The 13,853-nt window shown below is 71.3% G+C and carries 14 protein-coding genes and 1 pseudogene; 7 read left to right on the forward strand and 8 right to left on the reverse strand.

Going from position 1 to position 13,853, the window contains the following annotated elements:
- The 3 genes from ACIPY8_RS03740 to ACIPY8_RS03750 are packed head-to-tail and all read right to left on the reverse strand — an operon-like array spanning window position 1 to window position 2,676.
- Entirely contained in the window at window positions 1-1,287 is a 1,287-nt protein-coding gene (locus ACIPY8_RS03740) for a cytochrome P450 (RefSeq protein WP_400815102.1), read from the reverse strand.
- 13 nt (window positions 1,288-1,300) lie between these two features.
- Complete coding sequence (locus tag ACIPY8_RS03745) at window positions 1,301-2,482, reverse strand: NAD(P)/FAD-dependent oxidoreductase (protein WP_400815104.1); 1,182 nt, start codon at window positions 2,480-2,482, stop codon at window positions 1,301-1,303.
- 5 nt (window positions 2,483-2,487) lie between these two features.
- Entirely contained in the window at window positions 2,488-2,676 is a 189-nt protein-coding gene (locus tag ACIPY8_RS03750; protein ID WP_400815106.1) for a ferredoxin, read from the reverse strand.
- Window positions 2,677-2,957: 281 nt separating this feature from the next.
- Here ACIPY8_RS03750 and ACIPY8_RS03755 point away from each other — a divergent pair.
- Window positions 2,958-3,230: pseudogene (locus tag ACIPY8_RS03755) on the forward strand (ROK family protein); the annotation flags it as partial.
- Between the two features lie 9 nt (window positions 3,231-3,239).
- Complete coding sequence (locus ACIPY8_RS03760) at window positions 3,240-4,214, forward strand: NAD-dependent epimerase/dehydratase family protein (RefSeq protein WP_400815108.1); 975 nt, start codon at window positions 3,240-3,242, stop codon at window positions 4,212-4,214.
- Between the two features lie 9 nt (window positions 4,215-4,223).
- Here the strand turns inward: ACIPY8_RS03760 and ACIPY8_RS03765 are convergent, their stop codons facing one another.
- The gene (locus ACIPY8_RS03765; protein ID WP_400815111.1) at window positions 4,224-4,619 is read right to left on the reverse strand and encodes a VOC family protein; all 396 of its coding nucleotides are present in this window, start codon (window positions 4,617-4,619) and stop codon (window positions 4,224-4,226) included.
- Window positions 4,620-4,786: 167 nt separating this feature from the next.
- On the opposite strand from ACIPY8_RS03765, the gene ACIPY8_RS03770 reads away from it, so the two are divergent.
- Window positions 4,787-5,611, forward strand: coding sequence for a sugar phosphate isomerase/epimerase family protein (locus ACIPY8_RS03770; RefSeq protein WP_400815113.1), 825 nt, complete (start codon window positions 4,787-4,789; stop codon window positions 5,609-5,611).
- The gene (locus ACIPY8_RS03775; protein ID WP_400815115.1) at window positions 5,608-6,732 is read left to right on the forward strand and encodes a Gfo/Idh/MocA family protein; all 1,125 of its coding nucleotides are present in this window, start codon (window positions 5,608-5,610) and stop codon (window positions 6,730-6,732) included. Before ACIPY8_RS03770 ends, ACIPY8_RS03775 begins: the two co-directional genes overlap by 4 nt.
- 69 nt (window positions 6,733-6,801) lie before the next feature.
- Here the strand turns inward: ACIPY8_RS03775 and ACIPY8_RS03780 are convergent, their stop codons facing one another.
- From ACIPY8_RS03780 to ACIPY8_RS03790, 3 genes are all read right to left on the reverse strand, one after another.
- Window positions 6,802-7,419: a TetR/AcrR family transcriptional regulator gene (locus ACIPY8_RS03780; protein WP_400815117.1), complete on the reverse strand. Its 618-nt coding sequence runs from the start codon at window positions 7,417-7,419 to the stop codon at window positions 6,802-6,804.
- Window positions 7,420-7,492: 73 nt separating this feature from the next.
- A complete protein-coding gene (locus tag ACIPY8_RS03785; RefSeq protein ID WP_400815119.1) occupies window positions 7,493-8,428 on the reverse strand; it encodes an NAD(P)-dependent oxidoreductase in 936 nt (311 codons plus the stop codon).
- Window positions 8,429-8,465: 37 nt separating this feature from the next.
- The gene (locus ACIPY8_RS03790) at window positions 8,466-9,437 is read right to left on the reverse strand and encodes a LacI family DNA-binding transcriptional regulator (protein WP_400815121.1); all 972 of its coding nucleotides are present in this window, start codon (window positions 9,435-9,437) and stop codon (window positions 8,466-8,468) included.
- Between the two features lie 112 nt (window positions 9,438-9,549).
- Here ACIPY8_RS03790 and ACIPY8_RS03795 point away from each other — a divergent pair, with 112 nt between their 5' ends.
- From ACIPY8_RS03795 to ACIPY8_RS03805, 3 genes are read left to right on the forward strand one after another with little or no spacing between them, the layout of a single operon-like run.
- Window positions 9,550-10,680, forward strand: coding sequence for a Gfo/Idh/MocA family protein (locus tag ACIPY8_RS03795; protein WP_400815123.1), 1,131 nt, complete (start codon window positions 9,550-9,552; stop codon window positions 10,678-10,680).
- Complete coding sequence (locus tag ACIPY8_RS03800; RefSeq protein WP_400815125.1) at window positions 10,677-11,429, forward strand: cupin domain-containing protein; 753 nt, start codon at window positions 10,677-10,679, stop codon at window positions 11,427-11,429. The genes ACIPY8_RS03795 and ACIPY8_RS03800 overlap by 4 nt, the downstream gene beginning before the upstream one ends.
- Window positions 11,426-12,487, forward strand: coding sequence for a Gfo/Idh/MocA family protein (locus tag ACIPY8_RS03805; RefSeq protein WP_400815127.1), 1,062 nt, complete (start codon window positions 11,426-11,428; stop codon window positions 12,485-12,487). The genes ACIPY8_RS03800 and ACIPY8_RS03805 overlap by 4 nt, the downstream gene beginning before the upstream one ends.
- A 78-nt stretch (window positions 12,488-12,565) precedes the next feature.
- Here ACIPY8_RS03805 and xylB read toward each other — a convergent pair whose 3' ends face one another.
- Entirely contained in the window at window positions 12,566-13,852 is a 1,287-nt protein-coding gene (xylB, locus tag ACIPY8_RS03810; RefSeq protein ID WP_400815129.1) for a xylulokinase, read from the reverse strand.
- Window position 13,853: the final 1 nt, after the last annotated feature.

A 13,853-nucleotide genomic window follows, 5' to 3' on the forward strand; every position in this document is an offset into this window, starting at 1 on the left:
CTAGTGGTCCGCGGTCCGGCGGGTGCCGGAGACGGCGCCGTCGAGGCGCACGAGCACACCGCCGGCCTCGTACACGGCCACCGGGTGCGCGAACGGCTGTGGCGTCGACTGGTCGGCGTGCACGAGCGCGATGGCCGGGAACTCCCTGATCAGGGCGGTGATCGCCTCACGGATCTCGACCCGCGCGACCTGCTGCCCGATGCATCCGTGGATGCCGTAGCCGAAGCCGATATGACCGAACGCGTCGCGCGTGACGTCGAAGGCGTCCGGACCATCATCGCCCCAGTGGCGGGGGTCGCGGTTCGCGCCGACCGGCGAGACAGACACGGAGGTGCCGGCGGGGATCGCGGTGCCGCCGATCTCGACGTCTTCGGTCGCGGTGCGCGCGAAGAGGGTGAGGAACATGGCGCCCGCGCGCATGAACTCCTCGACGGCCGGGCGCACGAGCTCGGGGTCGGAGCGCAGGATCGCGAGCTGCTCGGGGTGGGTCAGGAGGGCGACGGATGCGGTCGCGATGAGGTACGCGACCGAGTCGCGCCCGGCTCCCATCAGCAGCCGAAGCAGCGCCTCGACCTCGATGCGGTCGAGATCGGGGTTTCCCAGCAGGTCGGTGATGACGTCGTCGCCGGGGGAGTCGGCCCGCTCCGCGAGAAGCATCCGGATGAAGTCGTACTTCTGCTGCGCGGTCGAGGCCTCGACGAACAGCGCGACGAATGTCGGGTAGTGGTGGTCGGGGATTCCGATCACATGGCAGTGGGTACGCGCCGAGATGTGCATGCCGTAGTCGCGCCAGAGGTCGACCTCCGGTCCGATCTCCCGCAGGTGCGCGATCTGCTCCGCGACCATCTCGTGGATCCAGGGCTCGCGTCCGCGCGCCTGCCGCACCGAGAACCGGGGCATCACGGCGCGGCGCAACTTCGAGTGCTCGTCGCCGTCGAGGTTGAGCAGGTTCAGCGCGTCGGAGGCCCGACCGGCCTCGTCGAGATCGCCGGGCAGCTCGAGCGGCACGGCTTCGGCGTCCGCGACCTCGCCGTGCGCGGCGGCGTGGCCCTCGGAGTCGGGGCCGACCGGCATCCGGCTGGGGCGCATGCTGAACCGCGGGTCCTGCAGGACCGCGACGACCTCCTCGTAGCGGGTGGCGACCAGACCGCGATGGCCGTCCTGGAAGTCGAGGGGAGTGAACGCGCCCTCCTCGCGCCACTCGGCCACACGCGGCGACGGGGTCAGCGGTGTTCCGTCGCCGGGCAGGGAACGGGAGTGGAACGGGCATTCGGCGGGGATCGACATCGATCGGCCTCCTTCAGTGGCTCGGGACGTGGGTGGCGGGGGTGGTGACGACGGTGGACCGGGCGGCGCGGAACGAGCGCGGGGTCGCGTCCCAGCCGACGATCCCGCGGACGTCGCCGTGCGCGTCGCGGTGGGCGAGCACACGCCCGCGACTCTCCTCGGGCGGAGTCGCGTCCTCCAGTGCTCGCCGCGGATCGAACCAGCCGTACGCGTGGATGCGGGTGCCGTGGATCTCGGACCAGAACAGGGGGACCGGATGCGGACTGGCGCCGCCGTGCGCGAGTCGCGTTCCGACCGCGATGGCCTGCTCGATCGCATGGCTCTGGTGCTCGACGCGGGACCGGCGTCCGGTCACCGGGTCCGCCCACGCGGCGACGTCGCCGACCGCCGAGACGCCAGGCGCCGCGATCCCCTCGCTGTCGCACGCGACGCCGTCGTCGACATCGAGGACTGAGGAGCGCAGCCACTGCGTGCGGGGTGTGCCGCCGATCATCGCGACCACGAGGTCGGCGTCGTGGCGGCTGCCGTCGTCGAAGTGGATCCGGGTGGTCTCCTCCCGGATCTCTGCGCCGATGACGCCGGCGCGCAGGGCGAGGCCCACGCCGTTGGACCGGTGCAGTGCCGCGAGTCCTTCGGTGAGGAGTGTGCCGACACCGCCGAAACCCAGGGTGCCGGAGCGTCCGATCAGCAGCGTGTCCGCGTCGTTCTTGCGTGCGGCGCTCGCGATCTCGGATCCGAGGATGCCTGATCCCAGGATCGCGACGCGACGCGCGCGGCCCAGACGTGCACGCAGCTCGAGCGCGTCGTCCATGGTGCGCAGCGTCAGCGCGTGCGGAAGGGTCGGATGCGGGCGAGGGCCGGTCCCGGTCGCGATGACCAGCTCGTCGAACGCGAGCGGCCCGGAATCGGTGTGCAGCACGCGTGCCGCGACGTCGAGACCGATGGCGGAGGTTCCCGTGCGGACGTCGATGCGGTGTTCGGCGAGCTCCTGCGCGGTGCGGATGCGGGCGTCGTCCGGGTCCCATTCGCCGGACAGGATCTGCTTCGACAGCGGGGGGCGCGTGTAGGGGAGGTGCTGCTCCTCGCCGAGCACGACGATCTCGCCCTCGTATCCTTCCTGGCGCAGCGTCTCCGCCGTCGTGAGGCCTCCGATCGAGGTCCCGACGATGACGATCCGCTCGCTCGTACCGGACACGATCGTCAGGTCAGCGAGATCGCACGGGCGGGGCAGAGCCGTGCGGCGCGGGTCGCCGCCTCGGCGTCGGCACCGTGCGGCTCGGCCTCGAGGAGGAGGACGATCCCGTCGTCGTCCTGATCGAACACCTCGGGCGCCACGAGTGCGCATTGTCCTGCTCCGACGCAGGCGCTGGTCTGTACGACGACGTTCATCCCTACTCCTCGGGTCTCGGGGGATTCGATGCCGTCAATTCAAGTGCTGAGCGCGAGTCACAGCCACGTCCGGATCGCGCAAAACATGGACTGGACTCTCACCTTCGCGCTCGCTTTCGATACTGGGCAAACACAAGTGTTGTTACTGCGGTCGGTCGGCGTGCTGGGAACAGGCGGGTCTCGTACGGCTCTGCAGGCGGCCGCGGAGGAGGCGCGGGAGCCCGGCGCGTCCGATGCGCTCGGTGACCTCGTGACCCGCGCGCGCGGGGGGAGACCCGAGAGCGCTGTCGGTCTTCGACTCGTTCGGCGCACGCCTCGGTGAGGGTCTCGCCGATCTCCAGACGGTCTTCCGCGCGAGCGTCATCGTGGTGGGCGGCAGCGTCGCGCAGTTCGACGATCTGCTGCGTGGGTCGACCCGGCGTGCCTTCGCGTCGATCGAGACGTACGCCGCTGACCCGGAGATCAGGTTCTCGCGGGCGGGGGACTTCGGCGGGGCCATCGGCGCCGCGCTGCTCGAGTCGCGATGGTACGGGGGTGTCGGCGACCGGGGATAGAGTCGCGACATGTCTGCGATCAGTGTGCTGTTCATCGGAGGGACGGGGATCATCTCCTCGGCGGCGAGTGCGCTCGCGGCCCGACGGGGCATGGAGGTGACGATGCTCAACCGCGGGCGCTCGCACCGGGAACCCGCGGAGGGGATCGAGGTCCTCACCGCTGACGCCGCGGATGCCGCCGCGGTCGACGCCGCGCTCGCCGGACGCGAGTTCGACGTCGTGGTCGACATGATCGCCTTCACGCCCGAACAGGTGCAGCGCGACATCGACCGGTTCGAGGGGCGCACGGGACAGTACGTCTTCATCAGCTCGGCGTCCGCCTACCAGAAGCCGGTCGCGCACCTGCCGATCACGGAGTCGACGCCGCTGCGCAACCCGTTCTGGCAGTACTCGCGCGACAAGATCGCCTGTGAGGATCTGCTGGCGGCGGCGTATCGCGACCGCGGCTTCCCGGCGACGGTGCTACGACCCTCGCACACCTACGACGAGTGGACGATCCCGGCCTTCGGCGGGTGGACGGCGATCGATCGCATCCGCCGCGGCGAGGAGATCGTCGTGCACGGCGACGGCACGTCGCTCTGGACGCTCACGCACTCCCGCGACTTCGCGGTCGGCTTCGTCGGACTGCTCGGCAACCCGCTGGCGTACGGCGACACCTTCCAGATCACGAGCGACTTCGTCTACACGTGGAACGAGATCTACGGGATGCTGGGGCGCGCCGCGGGTGCCGAACCCCGGATCCGGTACGCCACGAGCGCCGCGATCGAGGCGGAGGCGCCGGAGCGCGCCGGGCAGCTCACGGGCGACATGGCCCACTCGGTGGTGTTCGACAACACGAAGATCCGTCGGCTCGTGCCCGACTTCGCGCCGACGATCGGGCTGCACACCTCCGCGCGCGAGATCATCGACTGGCATGACGCGCACCCCGAGCTGCAGCGCGTCGACCCCGCGATGAATGCGCTATTCGACCGGCTTCTCGCGTAGACCCGCGCGCTAGACCTCGGCGAGCACGGCGAGGACGTTGCCCGCGGGGTCCTTGAACCACGCGATGTCGGGTCCCTGTCCCGGCGTCCCGTGCGAGATGCCCTTGGCGTCGGTGCCGAGCTGCGGATCGTCGTAGATCTTCGTGACGACGCCGCGCGCGTTGAGCTCGTCGACCGCGGCGTCGACGTCCTCGACGGGGAAGTTCAGGATCGTGAAGCTCGCAGGCGTGTGATTCGGCTTGGCGTAGACGAGGATGGATGCTCCATCGCTCAGCCGGATGTCGAGGAAGCCCATGGCGTTGGTCCTCACGTCCATGCCGAGCACGTCGCCGTAGAAGGTGCGGGCGGCGTCGATGTCGTCGACGCTGAAGCCGCTGAACGCGTGGGTGCTCTGGAATGCCGTCATGGGTTCAGCATGCTCTTCGCGTGCCCTGCTGTCCACCGGTTCCGCGCACCGATGAGCGACCTGAGAAAGACCGGGGAAACCATAACTTCCGCGTGGAGGTTTCTGCTAGTCTGACCGCGGGCAGAATGCGCTGCCCACCCCCCGAAGGAATACGAAGGAAGGTCACCGTGGCCCTGCCAGAAGCATCGGTCCAGCTGTACACGCTCGCGGCGGAGTTCTCCGCCGACATGGGAGGCTCGCTCGACAAGCTCGCCGCCATCGGCCTGCGCAATGTGGAGGCGTTCGACTTCGTCCGCCGTCCCGACGAGATCCGCGCCGCACTCGACGCCTCGGGGCTCGCCTCGCCGACGGGACACGCCCCCCTGCTCTCGGACGAGCTGTGGACCCCGGACGGGTCGATCCCCACCCCCGCGCCCGAGGTCGTCTTCGAGGCGGCGGCGAAGGTCGGGATGAAGACCGTCATCGACCCGTTCGTCGCGCCCGAGCGGTGGTTCACGCTCGAGGGCGTCACCGACATCGCCGATCGCCTCAACGCGCTGGTCGAGACCGCCGCCGGCTTCGGCCTCGAGGTCGGCTATCACAACCACGCGCAGGAGTTCGTGGAGAGCTTCGACGACCAGACGGCGTTCGAGCGCTTCGTCGCGCTGACCGACGAGCGCGTCGTCGTCGAGCTCGACCTCTACTGGGCCCTCGTCGGCGGACAGGACGTCACGGCTCTCGTGTCGCGTCTCGGAGACCGCCTCGTCGCCGCGCACGTCAAGGACGGCGTCGCTCCCGCGAGCAACCCCTTCGCTCCCGGCGCGCCGGAGTTCGGTTCGGACAGCCTCGACCAGCGGCACGCCGGCACGGGCGACGTGCCCCTCGCCGACTCGCTGCGCGCGGCATCCGCCCTGAAGTACGCGATCATCGAGTACGACAACGCCCCCGGTGACGTCTTCGCCGACATCGCCGCGAGCTACGCGTTCCTCGTCGAGGGCGGTTTCGCCCGATGAGCGCGGTCGGCATCGGCATCATCGGCGTCGGCGTCATCAGCGACACCTACCTGCAGAACCTCACGTCGTTCCCCGACACCGAGGTGCTCATCGTGGGCGACCTGCTGCTCGACCGCGCCCAGGCGCAGGCCGAGAAGTACGGCGTGCCGGCGTTCGGCTCCGCGGAGGACGTGCTCGCGCACCCCGGCGTGGACCTGGTCGTGAACCTCACGATCCCGGCCGCGCACATCGAGGTCTCGCGCGCAGCGATCGCCGCAGGCAAGCACGTGTGGACCGAGAAGCCGCTCGGACTCGACCGCGCGGGCGCGGCGGAGCTGCTCCGCGAGGCGGACGCCGCCGGCCTGCGTGTCGGCTCGGCTCCGGACACGCTGCTCGGCCCGGGGTTCCAGGCCGCGCGCCGCGCGATCGAGAGCGGTGTCATCGGACGCCCGCTGTTCGCGCAGACGGTCTTCCAGACGCAGGGCCCCGACCTGTGGCACCCGAGCCCCGCGTTCCTCTTCGCGGAGGGCGCCGGCCCGCTGCTCGACATGGGGCCGTACTACTTCTCGGCCCTCGTGAGCCTCCTCGGCCCTGTCGACCACGTCGCGGCCGTCGGCTCGAAGGCGCGCGAGGAGCGCGAGATCCACACGGGGCCGAACGCGGGGACGACGTTCCCCGTCGAGGTCCCGTCGACGATCCAGATCGTCACGGCGTTCGAGGCGGGCGCTCAGGCGCAGAGCCTGCTGAGCTTCGACTCGGCGCTGGAGCGTCACGGCATCGTCGAGATCCACGGCACCGAGGGCACGATCGTGCTTCCCGATCCGAACGCGTTCACCGGTCGGATCGCCTACGTCAAGCCGCTCGGAGTCATCCGCGATGGCATGTCGTTCGAGCAGGAGTGGATCGAGATCGCGCACGCCGACCTCGAGGTCGGCCGCGGCCTCGGCGCCCTCGACATGGTGCGGGCGATCGCCGAGGGGCGTCCGCACGTCGCCTCCGGCGAGCTCGGCTTCCACGTGCTCGACATCCTGCTCTCGGCGCAGGAGTCTGCCGCGTCCGGCGCGACGGTCACGGTGGAGAGCACCGTCGCACCGGTGCCGCTGCTGCCCGAGGGCTTCGACCCCTTCGTCGCGACGCTCTGACGCGCGACCCCCTCAGAACCGCGGGCCCTTCGACATCACGTCGACGGGCCCGCGTTCTGCGTCGGATGCTCAGGCGGAAGCGCCCGCGCCGGCGAGCAGGTCGTCGAGGAGCTCGAGCGCTGCGCCGTGATCCACCGAGGGGTCGAGGAGCCACTGCGTCTGCAGGCCGTCGGAGGCGGCGATCACGAGCGCCGACACGAGCTCGGGGTCCAGGTCGGCGCGGAGGTCGCCGGTCGACTGGAGTTCGCGCACGCGACCGGCGAGCTCGATGCGGAGGCGGGAGAAGCGCTGCGTCGCGAACTCGTTCGCCGCCGAGTGGCCCTCCTCCAGCGCGGAGGCGACGAGCGTGGAGTAGAGCTGCACGAGGCCGGGGATGTTCCGGTTCTCCTCAGCCGACACCCGCATCATGCGCGCGGGGCTGAGGCCCGGCGGCTCCGGCTTCTCGACGTCGGACCGGCGCTCGGACTCGCGGTACACCGCGACGAGCAGCTCCTCGAGCGAGCCGAAGTAGTGCGTGAGTGCGGCATGGGTCACGCCGACCTCCTGCGCGATCGCCCGCAGGCTGGTGCGCTTCGATCCGCGCGTCGCGAAGACCTCGATCGCCTTGTCGAGGATCTCCTGGCGACGCGCTATCCCTTTCGCGTACCGCCCCGGGCTCCGGGGTTCGTCGGCCGAGGGAGTGGTCATGCTCCGATGATAGCGAGCATCGACGTCTAAAACCTCCGTTCGGAGGTTCTGTTGCGAGGTCGAGACCCGAGGGTCAGGGACGCACCTGGTTGACCAGGTCGTCACCCGCCGCGAGACGCGCGACGTTGTCGTCGATCAGCGCACTCGCTCCGACCGGGCGGTTCCCGGCGACGTGCGGCGTGATGAGGAGATTCGGGGCCTCCCACAGGGGGTCGTCGGAGGGCAGCGGTTCCGCCTTCGCGACGTCGATCGCCGCCGCCCGCAGGCGCCCGGACTCGAGGGCCGCGATCAGCGCAGCCTCGTCGACGGTGGCTCCGCGTCCCACGTTCACGAACGCGGCGCCGGGACGCAGCGCGTCGAACACCCGGGCGTCGAAGAGGTCGGCGGTATCGGGCGTCGCGGGGATCAGGGACACGAGCACGTCGGTGTCGGCGAGGACGGCCGCGACGTCGGCATCCGCGTGCACGGGGAACCCTGCACGGTCGCCGGCGCTGCGCGCGATGCCCTGGACGTCGGCGCCCAGCGTCCGCAGCACGGGGGCGAGCGTCGTCGCGATCGAACCGAAGCCCCAGATCGTGACCCGGGCGCCCGCCAGCGTGTAGTCCGCGCGCGTGGCGGAGGCGGTCTGGGCCACGTTGAACCCGTCATCCCAGCGGTGGTCGCCCTGGGCGTCGCGCAGCACGTCGAGGCGACGGACCGCGGCGAGGATCAGGGTGAGCGCGTGCTCCGCGACGGGGCCGTCGTGCAGCGAGCGCCCGGAGCAGATCCGCACCGTCTCGGCGAAGCCGGAGCGCAGCACGACGTCGGCGCCCGAGGCGAGCGCCTGCACGAGCCGGAGGCGGGGCAGGTCGCGCGCCGCCTGCTCGAGCTGCGCGCCCGAGTTGTGCCAGACGACGAGCACCTCGGCGTCACGGTGCTCGACGGGGATCTCGGAGCGCACGTCGTACACCACGGCCTCCACGTCGCCCGTGAGCGTCAGGTCGATGGTGTCGGGGATCAGGATCTTCATGTCGCCTCCGGACTCCACCGTATCGAGTGCCCGCCGATCACGCGGTCGATTCGCGCCAGACGACGGAGAGGAGATCGGTCGGTCGCGCGGGCGCATCCGTGCCCCGCACGGCGGCGATCAGCCGGAGCATCGCGTAGCCGCCGAGACGCTCCCGATCCTGCGCGACGGTCGTGAGCGCGGGGACGAGGAAGGCGCTCTGGTGCAGGTCGTCCCAGCCGGTCACGGAGAGATCCTCGGGCATCCGCCATCCGCGGAGCGTGGCGGCGCGGATCACCCCGGCCGCGATGACGTCGTTCGCGGCGATCACGGCGAGCGGCGTGGCGTCGTCGGGCAGCGCGGCGACGGCATCCTCCCCGGCCTCCCCGCTCCACGCGCCGCCGGTGACGCCGAGCGATTCGACCCCGAGGCGGTCGACGGTCTGCAGGTACGCCGTCTGCCGGGCGCGCGCCGAGGGGAAGTCCTGCGGGCCGGCGACATGCAGGAAGCGCCGGTGTCCGTGAGCGGCGAGGTGCTCGATCATCTCGACGATCGGCTGGGCGTCGGCGAGAACGCCGCTCATGTGCATCTCGTCGTCCATCTCGCCCGCCGCGAGCACGACCGCCCCGGCGTCCTCGGTCACCAGCGGCAGCGGACTGAACGACAGGATGCCCTCGTACGCCCCGGCGTCGACGAGCTCGGCCAGTCGCTCGTCGCGCTCGGACGGATCGTCCGGGAGGCTCACGACCTCGACGGCGTACCCCTCGTCCCGCGCGGCCGCGATCGCCCCCGACAGCAGTGTGAGCGGATGCAGGGTGGCGATGGGCACGACCACGGCGAGGCGGCCGCTGCGCCGGGTGCGCATGGATCGTGCCGCGAGGTTGGGGCGGTAGTTCAGCTCGGCGGCCGCGCGCAGCACCCTGTCGCGCGTGGCCTCCGAGATGCCGGGACGCCCGGTGAGCACGAACGACACGGTCGACTGCGACACCCCGGCGAGGTGCGCGACGTCGTGGCTCGTGGTGCGCTTCTCCATGGCATCCTCTCGGCGGACCGATGGTCGGGGTTGACGCGTGGACCGTTCTCCCCGATAGTAGCTACTACGTCTTAGTAATACGTAGTAATTCCCTCATCGAGGAGGCAGCGGAATGCTCAGGATCGGAATCATCGGCACGGGCGGCATCGCCGACGCGCACATCAGGGGCTACCTCGCGTTCCCCGACGAGTGCGAGATCGTGGCCCTCGCGGACGTGATCCCCGGCAAGGCCGCGCAGAAGGCGGAGGCCTTCGCGCTCGACACGGTGCAGGCGTTCGACGACCCGCTCGCCATGATCGCCGCGGCCGGCCTCGACATCGTCAGCATCGCCACGCCGCCCTCGACGCACGCCGCTCTCGCGATCGCCGCGCTCGACGCCGGCGTCCACGTGCTGGTCGAGAAGCCCATGGCGCCCTCGCTGGAGGAGTGCGACGCGATGCTCGCCGCGCAGGAGCGGTCCGGGCGGATGCTGTCGGTCGTGGCGCAGAACCGCTTCCGCGACGACCTCGCGACCCTCAAGGGGATCGTCGACTCGGGACTGCTCGGCTCGATCTCGCACGTGCGCGTCGACTCCGCGTGGTGGCGGGGCCTGCCGTACTACGACCTGTGGTGGCGCGGAACCTGGGAGAAGGAGGGCGGCGGCTGCACGCTCAACCACGCCATCCACCACATCGACCTCCTGCTGTGGCTGCTCGGGAGCCCGAGCGAGATCACCGCGATGCTCGCGAACGCCCAGCACGACAACGCCGAGGTCGAGGACCTCTCGGTCGCGATCTTCCGGTACGAGCGCGGACTCGCGCAGCTGACGAGCTCGGTCGTCCACCACGGCGAGGAGCAGGCGATCGTGATCCAGGGAGCGCACGCCCGGGTGTCGCAGCCGTTCAGCGTCTCGGCCGAGCTGTCGGCGCCCAGCGGGTTCCCCGCGGAGGGCGGCGACGCCGAGCTGGTCGAGCGCATCACGAGGCTCGTCGCGGAGCGCACCCCGCTCGCGCATCTCGGTCACGAGGGACAGATCGGCGACGTGCTCGCCGCCATCCGAGACGGCCGCGCCCCCAGCTCCACGGGCCAGGACGGACGCAACGCGGTCGAGGTCGTCACCGCGATCTACAAGGCGGGGTTCGAGAGGGAGTTCGTGCCGCTGCCGATCGCGGCCTCCGACCCGTACTACCGTGCGGGACAGCTCGTCGCCGATGCCCCGCACTTCTTCGAGAAGAAGGCCTCGCTGATCGAGGCGGCATCGTGAGCGCGTCGTCGTTCCCCGGAGGCACGTCGCTGTCGCACCTCGACATATACACCGACGCCGCCCCCGACGGCATCTGCGGCGGCAGCCCCCACATGCACCTCGTCTCGACCGAGGCGTACGTCGTGGTCTCCGGGGAGGGCGCGTTGCAGACGATCGACGCCGACGGCTTCCGTGAGACGCCGCTGTCGGCCGGGTCGGTGGTCTGGTTCACGCCCGGCACGATCCACCGCGCCGTGAATCGCGGCGACCTGAAGGTCGTCGTGCTCATGAGCAACGCCGGGCTGCCCGAGGCCGGGGATGCGGTGATGACCTTCCCCGCCGACATCGTCGCGGATCCGGAGGCCTATGCCGATGCCGCTGCGCTCGGGGAGGAGGACGGGCGGGCGGCACGGGCCACCCGTCGTCGCGACCTCGCCGTCGCGGGCTTCGAGCTGCTGCGGGATGCGGCGGAGCGCGGCGACCGTGCCCCGCTCGAGGCGTTCCACGCGGCGGCCGGAGCACTCGTGCGCGATCGCGCGCAGGCATGGGGCGACCTCGTGCGCGAACGCCCCTTGGCCCAGGCGGAGCGGTCGCTCGCGCTGACGGCGGCCGTCGCGCGCGGACAGATCGCTCACCTCTCGGAGGCGCGGGTGCACGAGGCCGTGCCGTCGACCGGGGAGCGAGCGTTCGGCATGTGCGGACGCCTGCGCGCCTACGACGTCGCCGACCGCGACACGATCGACCGTCCCATCGAGGGGAGCGCCCGATGAGCGGCGAGTTCGTCTTCGACCCTCTGCCGGAGCCCGTCGTCGGACCCGGCGAGTTCGTGTTCGCCGCCGTGGGGCTCGACCACGGGCACATCCACGGCATGGTCGAGCAGCTCGTCGCGGCGGGGGCGACGCTGTCGCTCGTCTGGGACGAGGACCCGCAGCGACTCGCGGACTTCGTCGCGAAGCATCCGGGGTCCCGGGCGGCCGCGAGCGAGAACGAGGTGCTCGACGATCCTGCGGTGCGGCTCGTGGCGAGTGCGTCGATCGCCGGCCTGCGCGGACCGCTCGGAGTGCGGGTGCTCGAAGCGGGCAAGGACTTCTTCGCCGACAAGCCCGCCCTCACGACGCTCGACGACCTCGCTGCGGCCCGCCACGCGGTGGCCCGCACGGGCGGGAAGTTCGCCGTCTACTACGGGGAGCGCGTGCACTCCGAGGCCGCGATCCTCGCGGGACAGCTCATCGCGCAGGGGGCGATCGGCGAGGTGCTGCAGGTCGTGTCGTTCGGCCCGCACCGCATCGGCGAGAGCCGTCCGGACTGGTTCTACGACCCCGAGCAGTACGGCGGCATCCTGTGCGACATCGGCAGCCACAACTTCGAGCAGATGCTGTTCTACACCGGCGCCCGCTCCGGTCAGATCGTCAGCGCGACCGTGGCGAACTACGCGCACCGGGAGACCCCGGGCCTGCAGGACTTCGGCGACGCCCACGTCGTGCTCGACAACGGGACGACCGGCTACGTGCGTGTCGACTGGTTCACGCCCGACGGCATCGACGTGTTCGGCGACGGCCGGACCGTACTGCTCGGAACCGACGGGTACATCGAGCTGCGCAAGTACATCGACATCACGACCGACAACGGCGGGGGACAGGTGCTGCTCGTGAACCACGAGGGACAGCACCGGTTCGACGCCACCGGGAGGACGGGCTTCCCGTTCTTCGGACGGCTGATCCGCGACTGCCTCGACCGCACGGAGCACGCCATGACCCAGGACCACGCCTTCATGGCGGCGGAGCTCAGCATCATCGCGCAGCGCGACGCCCGGGTGCTCGCCGGCTGACGCTCGGCGTTGCGACGGGTTTCGTCTCGCTCCGCTCGCTCAACGACCGGCGACGCACCGGTCGTTGAGCGAGGAACGTCAGTCCAGGATCGCGGACGCCTGACGCGCGGCGCCGAGCGCGACGTACTCGCCCGGCTCCGGCACCTCGACGGGCAGACCGAGCACCTCGGGGGCGATGCGGCGGACCGCCTCGGACTGCGCGCCGCCGCCGATGAGCAGCGCGCGGTCGAGCGGGATGCCGAGACGCCGCAGAGCGTCGAGTCCGGCGCCGAGCCCGCGCAGCATCCCCTCGACCGCGGCCCGTGCGAGGTTCTCTCGGGTCGTGGAGGCCAGCGTCATGCCCGACAGCGTCGCCGTCGCGTCGGGGAGGTTCGGGGTGCGCTCGCCCTCGAAGTACGGCAGGAGCGTGAGGCCTGCCGCACCCGGAACCGCCGCGAGTGCGAGAGCGCTGAACTCCTCGTGCGTGACGCCGAGCAGCGCGGCCGTGACGTCGACCACGCGTGCTGCGTTGAGCGTCGCGACCAGCGGGAGGAAGTGTCCGGACGCGTCGGCGAAGCCGGCGACCGTGCCGGACGGGTCGTGCACGGCCTCGCGGCTGATGGCGCACACCGTGCCGGAGGTGCCGATCGACACCACGACGTCGCCCGGCTCGGCGCCGAGACCGAGCGCCGCGCCCGCATTGTCGCCGGCACCGCCGCCGACGCGCCGGCCCGCGGCATCCGTCACCCAGGCCTCCGGTCCGAGCACGCGCGGCAGCACCGCGTCGTGACCGAGGGCGGCGACGAGCAGCTCGCGATCGTAGTCACCCGTCGCGGGATCCCAGTACCCGGTGCCCGAGGCATCGGACCGGTCGGTCACGAGCTCGTCGAGCACGGGGTTGTCGGGGCCGAAGCCGCGCAGCCGCCAGGTCAGCCAGTCGTGCGGCAGAGCGACGGCGGCGACCCGGGCGGCGTTCTCGGGTTCGTGGTCGCGCAGCCACCGGAGCTTCGTGATCGTGAACGAGGCGACCGGTACGAGGCCCGTGCGCGCCGACAGCTCCTCGGCTCCGAACTCCGCGATCAGGTCGGCGGCCGCACCCGCCGAGCGCGTGTCGTTCCAGAGCAGCGCGTCGCGGATCACGCGGCCCTGCGCGTCGAGCGCGACGAGCCCGTGCTGCTGGCCCCCGATCGACCACGCGGCGACGTCGTCGAGGGAGCCGGCCTCCGCGATCGCGGTCTCGAGCGCATGCCACCAGGCCTCGGGGTCGACCGACGTCCCGTCCGGGTGAGCCCCGCGGCCGGAGCGGACGACCGCACCGGTCGCGGTGTCGACGACGACCGCCTTGCAGGACTGGGTCGACGAGTCGACCCCGAGCACCAGGGGCATG

It is taken from the genome of Microbacterium sp. NPDC089696 (assembly GCF_044749125.1).
Taxonomy (GTDB): domain Bacteria; phylum Actinomycetota; class Actinomycetes; order Actinomycetales; family Microbacteriaceae; genus Microbacterium.

What these genes read in the sequence shown, in the direction of transcription:
- ACIPY8_RS03740 (WP_400815102.1), bottom strand. Translation starts at nt 1,287, where the DNA reads ATGTCGATCCCCGCCGAATGCCCGTTCCACTCCCGTTCCCTGCCCGGC.
- ACIPY8_RS03750 (WP_400815106.1), bottom strand. Translation starts at nt 2,676, where the DNA reads ATGAACGTCGTCGTACAGACCAGCGCCTGCGTCGGAGCAGGACAATGC.
- ACIPY8_RS03760 (WP_400815108.1), top strand. Translation starts at nt 3,240, where the DNA reads ATGTCTGCGATCAGTGTGCTGTTCATCGGAGGGACGGGGATCATCTCC.
- ACIPY8_RS03765 (WP_400815111.1), bottom strand. Translation starts at nt 4,619, where the DNA reads ATGACGGCATTCCAGAGCACCCACGCGTTCAGCGGCTTCAGCGTCGAC.
- ACIPY8_RS03775 (WP_400815115.1), top strand. Translation starts at nt 5,608, where the DNA reads ATGAGCGCGGTCGGCATCGGCATCATCGGCGTCGGCGTCATCAGCGAC.
- ACIPY8_RS03780 (WP_400815117.1), bottom strand. Translation starts at nt 7,419, where the DNA reads ATGACCACTCCCTCGGCCGACGAACCCCGGAGCCCGGGGCGGTACGCG.
- ACIPY8_RS03785 (WP_400815119.1), bottom strand. Translation starts at nt 8,428, where the DNA reads ATGAAGATCCTGATCCCCGACACCATCGACCTGACGCTCACGGGCGAC.
- ACIPY8_RS03790 (WP_400815121.1), bottom strand. Translation starts at nt 9,437, where the DNA reads ATGGAGAAGCGCACCACGAGCCACGACGTCGCGCACCTCGCCGGGGTG.
- ACIPY8_RS03795 (WP_400815123.1), top strand. Translation starts at nt 9,550, where the DNA reads ATGCTCAGGATCGGAATCATCGGCACGGGCGGCATCGCCGACGCGCAC.
- ACIPY8_RS03805 (WP_400815127.1), top strand. Translation starts at nt 11,426, where the DNA reads ATGAGCGGCGAGTTCGTCTTCGACCCTCTGCCGGAGCCCGTCGTCGGA.
- xylB (WP_400815129.1), bottom strand. Translation starts at nt 13,852, where the DNA reads ATGCCCCTGGTGCTCGGGGTCGACTCGTCGACCCAGTCCTGCAAGGCG.